The organism is Burkholderia sp. Bp9142 (assembly GCF_003853415.1).
GTDB lineage: Bacteria > Pseudomonadota > Gammaproteobacteria > Burkholderiales > Burkholderiaceae > Burkholderia.
Genome location: NZ_QTPP01000023.1, coordinates 88,617 through 105,107, shown reverse-complemented (window position 1 = coordinate 105,107; position 16,491 = coordinate 88,617). Strand labels below are relative to the sequence as shown.

At 62.0% G+C, this 16,491-nt stretch carries 13 protein-coding genes and 1 pseudogene; 7 read left to right on the top strand and 7 right to left on the bottom strand.

Annotated features, from left to right (window positions below; translation table 11 throughout):
- Window positions 1–346: 346 nt before the first annotated feature.
- From DIE22_RS23955 to DIE22_RS23925, 7 genes are all read right to left on the bottom strand, one after another.
- Window positions 347–1,216, bottom strand: a complete 870-nt coding sequence (locus tag DIE22_RS23955) for an alpha/beta fold hydrolase (protein ID WP_124501130.1) — start codon at window positions 1,214–1,216, stop codon at window positions 347–349.
- Between the two features lie 129 nt (window positions 1,217–1,345).
- Complete coding sequence (mhpT, locus tag DIE22_RS23950) at window positions 1,346–2,566, bottom strand: 3-(3-hydroxy-phenyl)propionate transporter MhpT (RefSeq protein ID WP_124501129.1); 1,221 nt, start codon at window positions 2,564–2,566, stop codon at window positions 1,346–1,348.
- A gap of 108 nt (window positions 2,567–2,674) precedes the next feature.
- Window positions 2,675–3,688 (bottom strand): 4-hydroxy-2-oxovalerate aldolase, encoded by a 1,014-nt coding sequence (gene dmpG, locus DIE22_RS23945; RefSeq protein WP_124501128.1) that lies wholly within the window; start codon window positions 3,686–3,688, stop codon window positions 2,675–2,677.
- A 12-nt stretch (window positions 3,689–3,700) separates the two neighbouring features.
- Complete coding sequence (locus DIE22_RS23940) at window positions 3,701–4,648, bottom strand: acetaldehyde dehydrogenase (acetylating) (protein ID WP_124501127.1); 948 nt, start codon at window positions 4,646–4,648, stop codon at window positions 3,701–3,703.
- Between the two features lie 8 nt (window positions 4,649–4,656).
- Complete coding sequence (locus DIE22_RS23935; RefSeq protein ID WP_124501126.1) at window positions 4,657–5,436, bottom strand: fumarylacetoacetate hydrolase family protein; 780 nt, start codon at window positions 5,434–5,436, stop codon at window positions 4,657–4,659.
- Window positions 5,437–5,440: 4 nt separating this feature from the next.
- Entirely contained in the window at window positions 5,441–6,412 is a 972-nt protein-coding gene (locus tag DIE22_RS23930) for a 3-carboxyethylcatechol 2,3-dioxygenase (protein ID WP_124501125.1), read from the bottom strand.
- Between the two features lies 1 nt (window position 6,413).
- A complete protein-coding gene (locus DIE22_RS23925; RefSeq protein ID WP_124501124.1) occupies window positions 6,414–8,255 on the bottom strand; it encodes a bifunctional 3-(3-hydroxy-phenyl)propionate/3-hydroxycinnamic acid hydroxylase in 1,842 nt (613 codons plus the stop codon).
- 246 nt (window positions 8,256–8,501) lie between these two features.
- Between DIE22_RS23925 and DIE22_RS23920 the strand changes: the two genes are divergently transcribed.
- From DIE22_RS23920 to DIE22_RS38935, 7 genes and pseudogenes are all read left to right on the top strand, one after another.
- Window positions 8,502–9,296, top strand: coding sequence for a DNA-binding transcriptional regulator (locus DIE22_RS23920; protein ID WP_124501123.1), 795 nt, complete (start codon window positions 8,502–8,504; stop codon window positions 9,294–9,296).
- A gap of 545 nt (window positions 9,297–9,841) precedes the next feature.
- Window positions 9,842–10,855, top strand: coding sequence for an ABC transporter substrate-binding protein (locus tag DIE22_RS23915; RefSeq protein WP_260426747.1), 1,014 nt, complete (start codon window positions 9,842–9,844; stop codon window positions 10,853–10,855).
- Between the two features lie 714 nt (window positions 10,856–11,569).
- Window positions 11,570–11,989 (top strand): cupin domain-containing protein, encoded by a 420-nt coding sequence (locus DIE22_RS23910; RefSeq protein ID WP_124501121.1) that lies wholly within the window; start codon window positions 11,570–11,572, stop codon window positions 11,987–11,989.
- Between the two features lie 206 nt (window positions 11,990–12,195).
- Window positions 12,196–13,251, top strand: a complete 1,056-nt coding sequence (locus tag DIE22_RS23905) for an Ldh family oxidoreductase (RefSeq protein ID WP_124501120.1) — start codon at window positions 12,196–12,198, stop codon at window positions 13,249–13,251.
- Between the two features lie 16 nt (window positions 13,252–13,267).
- Entirely contained in the window at window positions 13,268–13,570 is a 303-nt protein-coding gene (locus tag DIE22_RS23900) for a putative quinol monooxygenase (RefSeq protein WP_124501119.1), read from the top strand.
- A 58-nt stretch (window positions 13,571–13,628) separates the two neighbouring features.
- Window positions 13,629–15,020, top strand: a complete 1,392-nt coding sequence (locus DIE22_RS23895; RefSeq protein ID WP_124501118.1) for an aldehyde dehydrogenase family protein — start codon at window positions 13,629–13,631, stop codon at window positions 15,018–15,020.
- 280 nt (window positions 15,021–15,300) lie between these two features.
- Window positions 15,301–15,824 (top strand): annotated as a pseudogene (locus DIE22_RS38935) (transposase); the annotation flags it as partial.
- Window positions 15,825–16,491: the final 667 nt, after the last annotated feature.

Here is a 16,491-nt window from a genome sequence, read left to right as displayed (position 1 = left end):
TAAATCCAATGCTGTATTTTTATGAATCATATCACGCAGGCTGATACCAGTAAGTGCGCACCGGAAGGGAGCAGGATGGTCGCAGACATCGCAAACCGGCCAATTGAAAGTCACCAGATTCGTCTCTGATATCACCGCTCGCCTTCGCTTCGAATCAACCGATCGCTTTTGGGTTCGTCTGCAGGTTGCGTGGCCTTGCGCGCCTGCAGCGACGAGTCTCGCCTGCGGCGCCAACCATAGATGCAATAAAGTACAGCGAAGCACGGCCCCTTTGTTTCTCCTGCCGCATCGTGAGCCATGCGGCAGGAGAAAACGTACACAAAAGTGGCATGCCGGATAATGACAATTACGGGGCAAGAAACTCGATGACCATCCGGTTGAATTTTTCTGCGTGCTCCCATTGCGCCCAGTGCCCGCAGCGGCTGAAGATGTGAAACTCAGCGTTCTGCATTCCCCACACGAGCCTCAGGCCAACATCGAGTGGCACAAAGCGATCATCGCGTCCCCAAATCACCAGGGCCGGCGCCGATATCTCACCGAGGCGCGGACCGTAGTCGGTGAACTGCTTCGGATTCGCTGCGAGACTCTTCACGAAGTTCTCCAGATGGTCGCGACGCGCAAGAATGTTCTCGAGACGCGCCTGCATCAACTCGTCGGTCAGGCTCGTCGCGTCGTACACGAAGATGTTCAGCATCTGCTTCAGGTTGTCTAGCGTCGGCTCGCGGTACACCTTTTGCAGCAGTTTGATACCTTCGGTCGGCATAGGCACGAATTGACTGGGTCCTCCTGTTCCGCCGCCCATCAGTACAAGCTTGTCGACCTGCTGTGGAAACAGCAGTGCGAATGCGACAGCGCTATGCCCACCCATCGAGTTGCCGACGATGTTCACGCGCTCGATGTCGAGCGCGTCGAGCAGCGCCTTCAGCGAACGCGCGTTGAGCTCCGAGCGCGAACCCGTGTTGACGATCGCGTCGCTCTTGCTCCAGCCCGGGCAGTCGAGCAACACGACGCGATAGCCTGCGTCGACGAACGCGCCGACGTTGCGATGGAAGTTCGCCCAGCCGCTCGCACCGGGCCCCGAGCCATGCAGCATCACGACTGTCTCGCGGCCCTGCCCCGCGTCGTTGTAGTGCAGCTTCAGGTCGTGCTCGCCCACCTTCACCTGCACGAAACGACTCGTGCTCTCTTCCGTCAATGTGTGTGCCTGCTGCGTCATGTCGTCCCTCGTTCGTTCATGCGTCGATCATGCGGATGCGCGCCTACACATCCGCATCTGAAATCGCGAAGCGGCGCGACCGGCCCGTTTCGCCTGCCGAAACTGCTATTCCATCGCTTCCTCCGCTGCTTACTCCGCTACTAGCGCCGGCGTGCCGGCCCGATCCCTTGCGACGACCGTCAGCGCTGCCAACGCCGCGACGGCGACGAGCGGAATACTCGACGCCATCAGCATCGTCGTGCTCTCGCCGTGCGCCAGCAGTTGTCCGGCGACGAACGGCCCGAGAATCGAGCCGAACCGCCCGACCGCGACAGCCGCGCCGACGCCCGTGCCGCGCATGCGCGTCGGATAGATCGCGCTTGCGAGCGCATACAGCACCGACTGCCCGCCGACCAGGAACATCCCGCACAGCAGCCCGCCGGCGGCGAGCCACGCGGCATCCTTTGCGCCGGCCAACACCGCGAGCGCGCACGCGATCCCGACGTACATACCGACCACCGTGCGACGCCGGCCGATCCGATCCATCAGGCTCGCGATGCCGATCGCACCGATCCCGCCACCGACGTTGAACATCACCTGCACGAAGCTTGACTGCGCATGCGTGAGGCCACGCGTCATCACCATCGACGGCAGCCAGTTGAGCAGGAAGTACAGCACGACGAGCGTCCCGAGATAGCTCACCCACAGCGCGGCCGTCGTCGCAGCGCGGCGTTCGCCCCACAACGCGCGCGCGATTGGCGTGTCCGCCGCGTTCGCGCGCGTCGCGACGAATTGCGCGGACTCGTTCAGCCACAGCGCGAGCATCGGCAGCACCAGCAGCGGCCCGATTCCACCAACGTAGAACACGTGCCGCCACCCGGCAGGATCGGTGCTGACGACGCCGATCGCGGCGCCGATCGCTGCACCGAACGGCATTCCGCAGTACATCGCGCCGACCGCGGTGCTGCGCTGCTGCGGCAGTGCCGCTTCGGAGCACAGCGCGATCAGGTTCGGCATTGCCGCGCCGAGCCCGAGGCCTGTCAGGAAGCGCGCGGCGAGCAGGCTTTCGAAGTTCCACACGCGCGTGGTCGCCAGCGAAAAGATGCCGAACAGCGCGACCGATAGCATCAGCACGCGCCTGCGGCCGAGCCGGTCCGCAAGCCGCCCGCCGAGCGCCGCGCCGGGCAGCAAACCGAGCGCGCCGATGCCGAACGCCCAACCCATCTGTGCGGCGCCCAGTGCGAATTCATGCGCCATCCTTGGCGCGGCGATGCCGGCCGATTGCAGGTCCAGTCCTTCCAGGAATGCAACGAGCAGGCATAAGCCGATCGTGCGTGCGCCGCCAGCGCGACTGTGTTCCGGCGTGTTCATGAAAAGTCTCCAATAGGAAGTTGCATCGCTCTTTGCGGCGATGTCGATGAAGATGCGGCGCTCGAACTTGCCCTGCGAAGAGCCGCGCCGCGTTAGCCCTTCGCGGCGTCAGCAGTGCGCGCGCTTAAGGTCGAGCGCGACGTCGACGATCATGTCCTCCTGCCCGCCGACCATCCGGCGGCGGCCGAGCTCGACGAGGATGTCGACCGTCTTCAGCCCGTACTTGTTCGCGGCCGCTTCCGAATGGCGCAGGAAGCTCGAATACACGCCCGCATAGCCGAGCGCGAGCGTCTCGCGATCCACGCGCACCGGACGATCCTGCAGCGGGCGCACGATGTCGTCGGCCGCGTCCATCAGCGTGTAGAGATCCGTGCCGTGGTTCCAGCCGAGACGCCCGGCCGCCGCGATGAACACTTCGAGCGGCGCGTTGCCGGCGCCGGCGCCCATGCCGGCGAGGCTCGCGTCGATCCGGTCGCAGCCTTCCTCGACAGCAACGATCGAGTTCGCGACGCCGAGGCTCAGGTTGTGATGCGCGTGAATACCCGTCTGCGTCTCGGGCTTCAGCATGGCCTTGAGCGCACGGAAGCGATCGCGCACGTCGTTCATGTTGAGCGCGCCGCCCGAATCGACGACGTAGATGCAGGTCGCACCATAGCTTTCCATCTTCTGCGCCTCGACGGCCAGGTTCTCCGGCGTAGTCATGTGGCTCATCATCAGGAAACCGACCGTGTCCATGCCGAGCGCGCGCGCGTGCTCGATGTGCTGCTTCGAGATGTCCGCTTCCGTGCAGTGCGTCGCGACGCGCACGACGCGTGCGCCCGCGTCGTACGCGGCCGTCAGGTCGTGGATCGTGCCGATGCCCGGCAGCAGCAGCGTCGCGATCTTCGCGTGCTCGACGACGTCCGCCACCGCCTCGATCCATTCGAGATCGCTGTGCGCACCGAAGCCGTAGTTGAAGCTCGATCCCTGCAGGCCGTCGCCGTGCGCGACCTCGATCGAATCGACCCTGGCCCTGTCCAGCGCCCGCGCGATGTCTTGTACGTTGCGGATCGAGTATTGATGGCGAATCGCGTGGCTGCCGTCGCGCAGCGTCACGTCGGAGATGTAGAGTTTCTTGCTCATCGGGAAACTTCCTTAAGCGTTCACGCGTTGCATCGATTGCGCGATACGCTCGGCAGTCGCGAGCGCCGCGGACGTCATGATGTCGAGATTGCCGGCGTACGCGGGTAGATAGTGCGCGGCACCTTCGACCTCGAGAAAGATCGACGTCTTCAGCCCGCTCACGCGGCCGAGGCCCGGGATGTTCAACGGCGCGGACGCGGGAATCTCGTCGAACTGCACGGCCTGCTTCAGCCGGTAGCCGGGCACATACGCCTGCACCGCGCGCGCCATCGCTTCGACCGACGCGGCGATCTTCTCGTGATCGGCTGGCTCCGACAGCACATACACGGTGTCGCGCATCATCACCGGCGGCACGGCCGGGTTCAGGATGATCATCGCCTTGCCATGCGCGGCGCCGCCGACCACCCCGATCGCCTTCGACGTCGTCTCGGTGAATTCGTCGATGTTGGCGCGCGTGCCGGGCCCGGCTGACTTGCTGCTGATCGACGCGACGATCTCCGCATAATGTGCCTTCGCGACGCGCGACACGGCCGCGACCATCGGAATCGTTGCCTGGCCGCCGCAGGTGACCATGTTCACGTTCGGCGCGTCGAGATGCGCGTCGAGGTTCACGACCGGCACGCAGTACGGACCGATCGCCGCGGGCGTCAGGTCGATGCAGCGGATGCCTGGCTTCAGCGTGCGCAGGAACGCATCGTTCTTCACGTGTGCGCCGGCCGACGTCGCGTCGAACACGAAGTCGATGTCGTCGAATTCGGGCAGCCGCGCGAGGCCTTCGACACCTTCGTGTGTCGTCGCGACGCCTAGGCGCGCCGCGCGCGCGAGGCCGTCCGAGGCCGGATCGATGCCGACCATCGCGGCAACTTCGAGATGCTTCGCATGCCGCATGATCTTCATCATAAGGTCAGTGCCGATGTTGCCCGAACCGATGATCGCGGCCTTGAGTTTCTGAACGCTCATGGAAATACTCATTCGTTGAAAGTGGCGCGCACGCTGCCGAGACCGGCGATCTGCGCGGTGAACGTGCCAGGGCGCGTGACCGCGACCATCGGGCCAAGGGCGCCTGTCAAGATCACGTCGCCCGCCCGCAGCGGCGTGCCGTGCCGCACCATCCGGTCGGCAAGCCACGCGGCCGCGTTCAGTGGATTGCCAAGGCACGCGGTGCCGCTGCCGCGCGACAGCACTTCGCCGTTCGACGCGAGCGTCATCTCGCAGCCGGCAAGATCGACGTCCTTCAGCAGCACGGGCCGGCTGCCGAGCACGAACAGCGCGCTCGACGCGTTGTCAGCGACGGTGTCCACGAAGCGGATGTTCCAGCCCGCGATGCGGCTGTCGACGACTTCGATCGCCGCGAGCGCGTACGCGGTCGCGCGCTGCAGTTCGGCGAACGTGTGCTTCTCGTGCACGAGGTCGTGCTCGAGCACGAGTGCGATTTCCGCTTCGACCTTCGGCTGGATCCGCTGCGACAGGCTCATCGGTTCGGCGTCGCCGTATGCCATCGACGCGAACAGCGTGCCGAAGTCCGGCTGGTCGACGCCGAGCTGCTGCTGCACCGCGAGCGAGGTCAGACCGATCTTGCGGCCAACCACGCGTTCGCGCCGCAGCGCCGCATTGGCCTGCTGGATCGCGTAGGCGTCTTCGGCGTTCTGCTCGCCGATTTCCATGCGCAGCGGTTTGATTGGCGCGCGTTCGCGTTCGGCGGCGCGCAGGCGAGCGGCCAGCGCGTCGATATGTTGCGGGGTCAGCATGTCGTCACTCCTTGTCTGTCGATCGCGGCGCGGGCTCACCCGCAGACCAGCCGTGCATGGCGGCGAAGCCCGCGATCCATTCGGGAATCGGGCGGTAGAAATCCCGCACCGCGTGATACGGGCCCGCGGCCGCCAGCGCCGCGAACGCGGCGACCCACGCGCGGATCTCGTGCGCAGACTTGCCGCCGTCGCGCGTGATCGCATCGTTAGTCATCCCGTCGACGGCTTTCAGGTCGCCGCTTTCGAGCACGTCGAGAAACGCCTGGTCCCATCCGGGATTGAGCGCGTGCAGCGGGCTGTCGCCGGCCGCGAACGTGCGCGCCGCCGCGATCGTGCGCGCCTGGCGCGCGGCGCGCGCATCGGCGTCCGGATTGCGTCCGGCGATCAGCCGCTCGGCCAGTTCCGGGCTCGCGGTCGCGAGTTCCGGCACCGGCGGCTCGTGCGAGATGCCGCCGGAGCCGACCACCAAGACTCGGCGGCCCGAGCGCGCGACGAAGCGGCCGATCGCGTCGCCGAGCAGCCGCGCACGGCGCAGCGTCGCCATCGGCGCAGCGACGGAGTTCAGGAACACGGGAATCACCGGGTAGCGGTCGAGGTCGCCCGTCAGCACTTCGAGCGCCTGCGCGAAGCCGTGATCGATTTGCATCCGGTACGACATCGACACGTCGACATCGCTGTCGAGCACGGCCTCGACCAGTTCGCGGGCGAACGTGGCTGGCACGTTCAGCGGGCCCGCGAGGCTCCGGTAGTCACCGATCGATTCCGCCGCGATGCCGATGCAGAACGGCGGCATCAGGTCGTAGAAAAAGCCGTTGTAATGGTCGGGCGCGAACAGCACGATGCATTCGGGATCGAACACTTCGACGCGCGCACGGGCCGCGGCCTGCACGCGCTCGACTTCGGCCACCACGTCCGGCGCCGGATCGAAATAGCCTTGCAGCGGCGTATGGGACAGGCATTCTAGCTGGATCGGCATGTCACGCTCCAGCCGGTTGCGCGGCAGCCTCGTGCGCGAACGCATCGGCCTGTGGGGGGCGTGCGGCGGACACTGTATCCGTGAGCTGCAGCAGCGCGGCGAGCGCGACGATCGCGTCCGACGCTTCCTGCGGCGCGCACACGCCCGCGACGAAGCGATCCGGCCGCAGCAGCACAACCGACTGAGGAATCCGGCTGAACCAGTCTTTCAGCCGGCCCGTCGTATCGCCGATCGCGATCACGCCGTCAGGCACGTCGGCCACATAGTCGAGTTGCACGTCGGGCTTCGCCAGGACGAAGCACGCGCCGAGTCGCTCCCACACCGTGCGGGCCGCGTCGGTCAGCCCGAAGGTCGGGTCGCTGCCCCAACCGATCACCGCGAAGCGGTTGCCGATCGCGTCGTCGAGCCGCACCGTGCGGCCGTCGGCCGTGCGCACGCGCGGCTGGATGAACATCCGGCCGACCGGTGACTGGCCGAACGCATCGCGGCCATACACGAGCTGCCCCAGCCACGAACTACGCTTCTGGCTCATCAGGCCGAGCAGGCGCCCCGGCGCGGTGCCGCCCGCGCAGTCGAGCAGCCGGGCCAGCACGCCGCCGTCGCGTGTGCACTGCGGCAGCATCACAACGCCGGCTTCGTAGCGCGGCATAGGCTTGAAGCGCATCTCGACGAAATAGCGTTTCGCGGCCGGAATCAAACCGAGCGCGCGCACGAACCCGTCGCGCACGACACGGCCGACGCGCGTCGTCGGCGCGAAAATGTCGCCGGCGACTTCCGACAGATGAATCATCGAGCGCGCATGGTCGCGCCGCTCGAGCGTATAGCTCGCGAGCAGCTCGGGCCGCGCGAGCCCCTTTGCGACCATTGCGAGCTTCCAGCCGAGATTGCTCGCATCGCGAATCCCGCTGTTGTAGCCCTGCCCCTGCCAAACCGGCATGATGTGCGCGGCGTCGCCCGCGAGCAGCACGCGGCCGACATCGAAGCGGCGCGCGAGCCGCGCGTTGTGCGTATAGACGCGCTTGCGTATGTAGTCGACCTTGTCCGGATCGGCGACCACCTTGCGGATCAGCGCGGCAAGGTTTTCAGGCCGCGACAGCTGCTCCTCGGTTTCGCCGGGCATCACCATGAATTCGAAGCGGCGGATCCCATGTGGCAGCGCGGCCGACACGTAAGGTCGCCGCCAGTCGCAATGCAGGTACACGTGCGGCGAGCCGAGCGGATCGTTGCGCACGTCGACGACGATCCACTGGTTTGGCTTCGTGCGCCCTTCGAACGATACGTTGAGTGCGCGGCGCACGAAGCTGTTGCCGCCGTCCGCGCCGACCATGTACCCAGCACGCACGATCTTCTTCTCGCCTTGGGCGTCAACTATCTCAATCGTCACGCCGTCGCAGTCCTGGGCAAACGAGTCGACGGTGTGCCCAAATAGCACGCCTACGTGCGCGAATCGCGTCAGTCCATCGAACAGCACACGGTCCGCCAGCGGCTGGATGAATGCGTTGCGGCGCGACCAGCCAAATTCGTCGGTCCGAGGCTCGATGGACGCGAAGCAGCGGCCGCTACCAGCGACAAAGCGCATCCAGTGGTCGGGGGTCGTGTGTGGTAGCAGCGCGTCAGCGAGACCTACGGTCTGGAATACCCGAAGCGCTTCGTCATCGAGGCCGATCGCGCGGGGATAGTCGATAATCTGCTCGAGTTTCTCGATGATGATCGTTCCGACGCCTTGCTGTCCCAGCAGGTTAGCGATCATCAGGCCGACCGGGCCGGCGCCAACGATGGCGACGTCCGTTGCGATGACATGCGGGCTGCCCGACGCGGGCACAGCCTCATATTGGGCGGGCATCTATGTCTCCTGCAATGCTGTTTTAAGTGCTGCGCGGCCGGCTGCCGCGCGTCTCCACCATCGGACCGGCGCCAACGCGGCAAGCTCTGCTACGATGGACGAGTCTTCGCCGACGCCATCCACCGGGCCCTCTCTGCCGCCCATGCCTCCGGTTTCAAACAAAGTCTAAGGAGCGCGATATCGCGCCTCAACAATTTGAGTGGAATGTGCACTGGATGCACGCCATTGATTTAAAAGGACTTTATTGTGTCGAGATACACCAGCGTACGCGGCCTCGCGCGTGGCCTGCAGGTGCTGCGCGCGCTAAACGGGATGGAGAATGGCCGCGCGACTAGCCAGCAAATCAGCGATGCCACCGGGTTGCACAGAACGACGGTGCGGCGGCTCTTGGAAACTTTGGTCGAAGAAGGATGCGTGCGCCGTAGCCCGTCCGACGACAGCTTCAGGCTAGTGCTCGGCGTACGCTCGCTGAGCGAAGGTTTTACGGACGACGAATGGATTTCAACGGTAGCGCCGCCAGTGATGGCGCAACTAACACAACGTGTCGTCTGGCCGTCAGATTTGACGACACCCGATGGCGACGCGATGATCATTCGCGAAACCACGCACCGATTCAGTCCGCTGTCATTTCACCGATCGATGGTCGGGCGCCGGCTCCCGATGCTGTTGACCGCGGCTGGCCGCGCATATTTTGCTGCCTGTCCCGATGCCGAGCGAGCGGGCATCCTCGCACTGTTGCGAACCAATGCTGGCGATGAAGAGCAGCGCCGCCTCGCATTCGATGACGCGTATGTCGCGAATCTGATCCGCCAGACTCGCGCGGACGGATTTGGCATCAATGCGGGCGACTGGGGTGCCCAAAAAAAGATCGGCGCTATCGCTGTGGCCATCTCCGCGCGCGGGCACGTGCTCGGCAGCCTGAACGTGATCTATTTATCGAAGGCGATAACACCAGCCGAAGCAATTCGGCGTTTCGTACCCGAACTCAAGGTGGCTGCTCGAGAAATCGTCACTGCCCTTGAGGGCGCCGACGCAGGCTAAGATTGGGATTGCCGCCCCTTTGTTGCCATTGTCGGCTATAGCAGCCAGCGGACATAGGCAGGCCTTGGCGCCCACACCTTATTGAGTTCCATTTGGATCGATCGTTCGCAAACTCGTCTGGCATGCTGCGGCATGGCTATGACGAAGTGCTATGAACTCAAGTCGATCAGGCTCAGGGTATTCCCCGGGCGCCGATCGGTTTACTTATTGCGTTTCGTAACCATAGAATGCACCATCATGTCACATTAAGTTCGGTCCTTCGCCTTAAGTAACGCTACTGCCGTCCGTCAAATAGACAAAGCCAGCAAACAACAACGGACGCTTCAGCGTGCGCGTGTACTCGGCGAAGGACTGAGATCGATTTGGGATATACGAAGGCACATTCCAGTGATCCAACCAAACTATAGTAGTACCAACGCCAGTACATAATCCAACGCCAGTCCGTTCAAGGTTACGAAAATTTCCTTCCATTTAATTCGGACTACGATTATCTATAGATTCCAAAAAACACTGACTCAAAGTGTGAGCCAGCAAGGAGACAAGTCGTGCAAAGAACCGTTCGGAAAATTGCAGGGGCTGCATCGATCTTGCTTTCTCTATGCGCAGTGAATGCCATCGCCGCAGAGAAGATCACAATTATCGTTGGCGGTATCAATAAGCTTATCTATCTACCCGCTAAACTGACTGAATCTCTGGGCTACTTTCGCGATGAAGGCCTGGATGTCGACCTGCAATCGCAGCAAGCTGGCGTAGACGCAGAAAACGAGCTCGTCGCCGGCGCAGCGCAGGCGGTCGTCGGCTTCTACGATCACTCGATTGATCTCCAAGCCAAGGGGAAAGAGATCGAGAGCATTGTGCTCTTCGGCCTCGTACCAGGCAGCATGGAAATGGTTCGCAGCGACATGGCGACACAGATTCGGAACATGGGGGACCTCAGGGGCAAGACACTCGGCGTTACCGGACTCGGTTCATCGTCGGCCTTCATCGGGCACTTCCTCGCGGCAAGGTATGGTTTGAAGATGTCGGATTATTCAACGCTGCCGGTAGGTGCGGGCAATGCCTTGCTTGCGGCGGTAAAGCAACGTCGAGTCGAGGTTGTATGGAGCACGGAACCCACGACTTCATTGCTGCGCGCGACCGGGGACGCACAGGTGCTTGTCGATTTGAGCAGCGTCGACGGCACGAAGGCGGCTCTTGGTGGCTTGTACCCGGCATCGAGCCTCTACGTCCAACGTACATGGGCCGATAGCCATCGGGATGACGCACAGAAGCTTGCGCGGGCGTTTGTCCGGACGCTTCGCTTCATCCAGACCCACTCGGCGGAAGAGATTGCGAACAAGATGCCCGCTGACTACTACGGCGGCAGCAAGAGCCTTTACGTGAAGGCCCTTCAAGCATCGATGCCGATGTATTCGCCGGACGGAAAAATGCCTGCCGGCGGACCCGAAACCGTCCTGAAGGTATTGAGCGAGTTCAATCCGAACATCAAGGGGCGACACATCGATCTCTCCAGAACGTTCACCAACGACTTCGTCAATCGGGCGCAAGCACCTCGCTGATTCCCCACTTCTCTAGGCCCGTAAGGTAGCAATTGATTCAGCCCAGGAGGATGCAAAGTACTTCCAGTATTCGCTCGGCCCGGGCTACTTCCTTTCGAAGCGTACCGACGTATATGCCGTCGCCATATATCAACCACGCATCCGGAGTCGGCTCGACCGGCAATGCAGTTGTGTCCGAGATCAACACCCAATCGGCCTCGGGCAACAGCAACCAACTGCTCGCTCGCATCGGCATTCGCCCCAGGTTCTGATCGGCTCGATGATTAATCCACCTCGCTGGCGCGGAAACGCCAGCGAGTGGCGCACTCGACGATACATGCTCTACCGACGCACCGCACTCGCCGGAAGCCGTGACAGGAGGAGCGGGAGTTCTAGCGCCAGCCTACAAAAATGGGCGAATCATATGATCGCACCTGTCCCACCGTCCTGCAGCAGATCGCACCACATTGAACGCGAAGGCATCCGATAGCAAATGCGACCATGTCCTTCAAACCTGTAAGGAACAGCGTTCGAGACGGTGTAAACACTGAGCAGCCGCACATCCGATTGCGTTTTATGATCATAAAACGCTATACTCAAATCTCACGACGGGCTTCGTGCTAGCCCCCTATCGGAAAGCGGCGTCATGTGGGGCGCGCACTGGATGCCCGTCTCCCCATATCAACCTTGGCGTCAGCATACGCGGCGCCCCCATTTTTTGATCGGAGAGGCAGCATGACCATGAAGACCCCCTCGGGCGCGGCCCTTCTCAAGCCGGAAACTCTGCTGACGCATGAGCGCGGCGGCGGCGCCCGCACAACGCCCCTCGTGTCGCGCGACCTGGGCACGACAAGCTTCATCACGGGATACACCTCGTTTGATCCGGGCGTGGAGATCCCCTTCCATAGCCACAACTGCCAGGAAAGCGTGGTCCTCATGGAGGGTGATGCAATTCTCGACATCGATGGTCTGGAGTACCAGTTGAAACCTCACGACGTCACGTTCATTCCGCCCAACGTCAATCACCGCTTCCGCAACCTCTCGAAAACGAATCCGATGAAGATTCTCTGGATTTACGCCACACCGGAAGCGACCCGCACGCTGACGGCCACGGGCCAGACGAATCCGGTCTCTGCGGAGCATGGTAAGCACTGATCGAGTGCCTCGAGATAACCGAGTCCAGGCTCGATAGTCACCCGTTGCGTCGTGCGTCGTGAATTCTCGAACCTGTTCATTTCTGCACCGCTATACGACGCGTCGCGGCTTGCTGGGCGCCAATTGGCGCTTCCAGGCACGCGACAGCGACTCCCCCTCGGGTCCAGCATTGCCACCTAGATTGTCGGCATCATCAGGAGATTCAAATGCCATTCACCGTTCAAGCAGAAGAGCTCACCGCATTTGGTACGGCAATTCTGGAAACCTTGGGCGTTCCTCGACAAGACGCGCACCTGCTGGCCGACAGTCTAGTCACGGCGGAGCTTTGGGGTCACTCTTCTCACGGGATGTTGCGCCTTCCCTGGTACGTTGGGCGCCTTCGCACCGGCGTAATGACCGCCGTGACCGCACCTGAGAAAGTGCTTGATGGCGGTGCTGTCTCGATTCTCGACGGGCGTCACGGCATCGGTCAGGTGCTGACGGCGTCGGCCATACAACTCGGTATCGAGCGTGCGAGCCAATACGGTATTAGTGCAGTCGGCATACGCAATTCGAACCATTTCGGCACGGCCGCGTATTTCACGCGCGAATCCGCCAAGGCGGGGTGTGTTGCATTCCTCGCAACCAATGCCAGTCCTGCGATGGCGCCATGGGGAGGCCGCGAAAAAAGTGTCGGCACCAATCCGTGGTCGATCGCTGCACCGGGAGGCCGCCGTGGCGTCGCGGTGATGGATATCGCCAATACCGCGGTCGCTCGGGGCAAAATCTACCTCGCCGCGGAGCGAGGAGTGCCAATCCCCGACAACTGGGCTGCCGACGAGCAGGGTGTTCCGACGACCGACGCCAGCAAGGCGATTCACGGCCTCATATTGCCGATGGCCGGGCATAAAGGGTACGTCATTTCGTTCATGATGGACGTGCTTGCTGGCGTTCTTACCGGTAGCCACTTCGGGTCAAACGTCGTTGGTCCATACGACGCCACGAAGCCAAGCGGCTGCGGCCATTTGCTGATCACGATCGACATCAAGTCGATGATGCCGGTCGCAGAATTTGAACGTCGCATGGAGACCCTGATCGATGAGATCAAGGACGTGCCGAAAGCCCATGGCGTAGAAGAAATCTTCTTCCCGGGCGAGCTTGAGGACCGCAACACCGAGAAACTGCGTGAGACCGGAATCACGCTTGCGGACAATACTTGGCAAAGCATGAGCAAACTCGCCGAAGAAACTGGCACCCCACTGCCCATTTCCGCGCACGCTTAACACCCAGGAGCATTGAATGATCGCGCTTATCGTTTCCCTGAAGGTCCATCCGGAACGCCTCGAAGACTTTCTCGACGCCATCAAGGAGAACGCGACTCGCACGTTCTCCGACGAGGCCGGCTGCAAGTATTTCGACGTGACGCAGGACATCAAGGATCCTCTCCATTTCATGTTCTACGAACTTTACGAAGACGACGCGGCGATTGACGCGCACCGAGCCGCACCGCATTTCGCCAAGTGGCGCGAAGCAGCCGACCGATGCGTGGTGAAGGGTAGCCAGGTCAACACGCTGTGCACCCAACTCTTCCACCACGCTTAATCATGCTGCCGCGTGCAAGCAATGCGTGCGGTCATAGAAGAATTTGAAGGATCAAGTCATGACACTTGAAATCACTACCGTTAATCCAGTCAACGGCGAGGCACTCGAAACCTATCAAAGCTGGAGCGCCGAACGCATTGACGATGCCGTGGCAGCTGGCCATGCCGCGGCCCAGTCTTGGGGCAAAGCACCGCTCGCTCAACGCGTCGCTGCCGTCCGGCGGCTCGCCGAGGAACTCCGACGCCAAAGCGCTTCACTTAGCCAACTCGTAACCATCGAGATGGGCAAAATCGCGGCGGAAGCTGCGGGCGAAGTAGAGAAATCCGCCGTTACTGCGCTCTACTACGCTGACAATGCGGAACGCATTCTCGGCGACGAGCAAGTCAACATCGAGGGAGTCGACGCGTGGGTGAGCTACGAACCCATCGGCCTCATACTGGCAGTCATGCCGTGGAATTTCCCCGTATGGCAAGTCATGCGCTTCGCGATCCCGTCGCTGACCGCTGGAAACGGTGTGGTCCTCAAGCACTCGCCGAACGTAACAGGTTGTGCGTTGGCCCTCGAACAGCTTTTCGTCGACGCTGGATTTCCGAAGAATCTCGTCATCACCTTGGTCGTCGCCGAACCAAACGTTCCCCAGGTCATTGACACCCTTATTCGTGACGACCGCATCGCTGCTGTGACCCTGACCGGCTCGAACCGCGCTGGAGCCGCCGTCGGCGCCGCGGCGGGGCGCGAATCCAAGCGGTCGGTACTTGAGCTCGGCGGCTCTGACGCATTCGTCATACTCGATGATGCAGACGTCCCGCGGGCGGTCGAGGCGGCTGTCAAGGCTCGTTTCAACAACGCCGGCCAGAGCTGCGTGTGCGCAAAACGCTTCATCGTTTCGGAGGCGATTGCCGAGACCTTCACCGAGCAGTTCGTGAAGAAGGTTGACGCCATCGTAGTCGGCGACCCAACCGACTCGGGCACCTACATGGGGCCCCTCGCTCGAGCAGATCTGCGAGATGCGCTCGATAGCCAAGTCAAGCGTTCGCTCGAAGCGGGCGCGAAGTTGCTTACCGGCGGCAAGGCAATCGACGGCCCGGGATATTTTTACGCGCCCACGGTCATTGGGAACACTGCACCAGGCGTCGCGGCGTTCGATGAAGAAACCTTCGGCCCGCTCGCCGTTATTGCTGTCGCTAAAGACGATGGCGATGCAATCCGTTTGGCCGACGCGACCAATTTCGGTTTGTCGATCAGCATCTGGTCGGCGTCGACAGATCGGGCGCTCGCTATTGCCAAGGGTGTTACGACCGGCGCAGCGTTCATCAATGCGATGACAGCATCCGACGCCCGCGTACCATTCGGTGGAACGAAGAAGTCTGGGTATGGCCGAGAACTCGCAACGGCGGGTATTCGCGAGTTTACGAATACCCGAACCTACTGGACGGTCCGGCCCAAGTAAGCCGCGCGTCGTCTCAAAGAATCCCTGCCGACGAGGCAGGGATCCTTCCATTTCCCTCAACACGACCCTCGATCCGTCCTGTTCCATGACCTGACGCTGCGCATTCGCGTATGCGGTCTTCAAATCCCCGTGTCGCTCTGCGATTGCCTTCACCTCTCTTCTCAAGGAAAAGTCCATACGTTCGACTTTCGAAGTCCGACGGGCTTGACCATACGTACGAAGCCACCGTGAAGCGCTGTTTCGGCTACAGCGGGACACCAGGCACTGCACGTTCGCTAGTGACGCGCTGCAGCGGATCGGCGCGCTGTACACGATTGAGGACCAGATCCACGGCGAACCGCCTAACGAACGCTGGCGCGTGCGCAAAGAGCTGGGGGTGCCGCAGCTCAACGACATGAAGCGGCGGTTCAACGCAACTCTTGCCACGCTCTCCGCGACGTAGAACACGATCAAGGCAATCCGGTACGCGCTAAATCGCTAGCCGGCGCTCATTTACTACTGCAGTTACGGGCGCGTGGAAATCGGAAATACGAGCGCCGCGCGAGTGCTGCGCGGCATCGCTCTCGGACGGCGAAACTGACTGTATGCCGACTCCAACTCCGGTGGCGAACGTGCCTCGGGATGTATAGTTTAATCCGCACCGTACGCCTGAACGGCATCAATCCCGAGGCGTATCTCGCCTATATGCTCAAGCGCATCGCTGATCATCCGGTCAACTGCATTGATGAGTTCATGTCGGGGACTGTGGCACCGGCGCTGCCGTCAACCGCTCGCGTCGAACAGCCACGGCGCTCCACGAAATGAGTCGCCGCATGAATTTGCTAAGAACGCTGATAGTGGGGAATTCGGGCTCGGGAAAAAGCTGGCTTGCCCAACGAGTTGCTAATCGCATGGGATCACCCTGTATAGACTTGGATTCGATTCATTGGCTTCCCGGCGGGTACAACGTTGCCCGTGCGCGCAACGAGGCCGTACAACTGCTGGGTGATTGAAGGAATTTACGGCTCTCTCGCCAACGAGATCCGTACTGACTCTGCCGTACTGGTCTGGCTGTGTCTCAACGAAGCGGAATGTGTTGAGAACATTCGCCAACGCGGTATACGTCGTGGAGGAGACGCGGCTGCATTCGCAGCGTTGTTGGATTGGGCTTCGACGTATCACAGCCGTCAGGGACCGAGCTCGTACATTGGCGACCAGAAACTGTTTGACGACTATGGGGCAGACAAGCGAGTTCTTCGATCACGCGATGCCGTAATGGCCTTTTTGGACCGTCGGTAAACGTAGCGTGTCGTTGTAGCTCAACCGTGCGCAGAATGCGCCTATATCGAAACGATGACGTCAATACGGCGTTGGCTAGACTCTTACGGACATCATTGACGCCGGGAGACTTCGCGAACGCGAGATTGCGCATCGCTTCAGCTCTGTAGGGCCGGTCACCAGCGAGCGTGCAATTGACCTTCCGGTGCTGAAA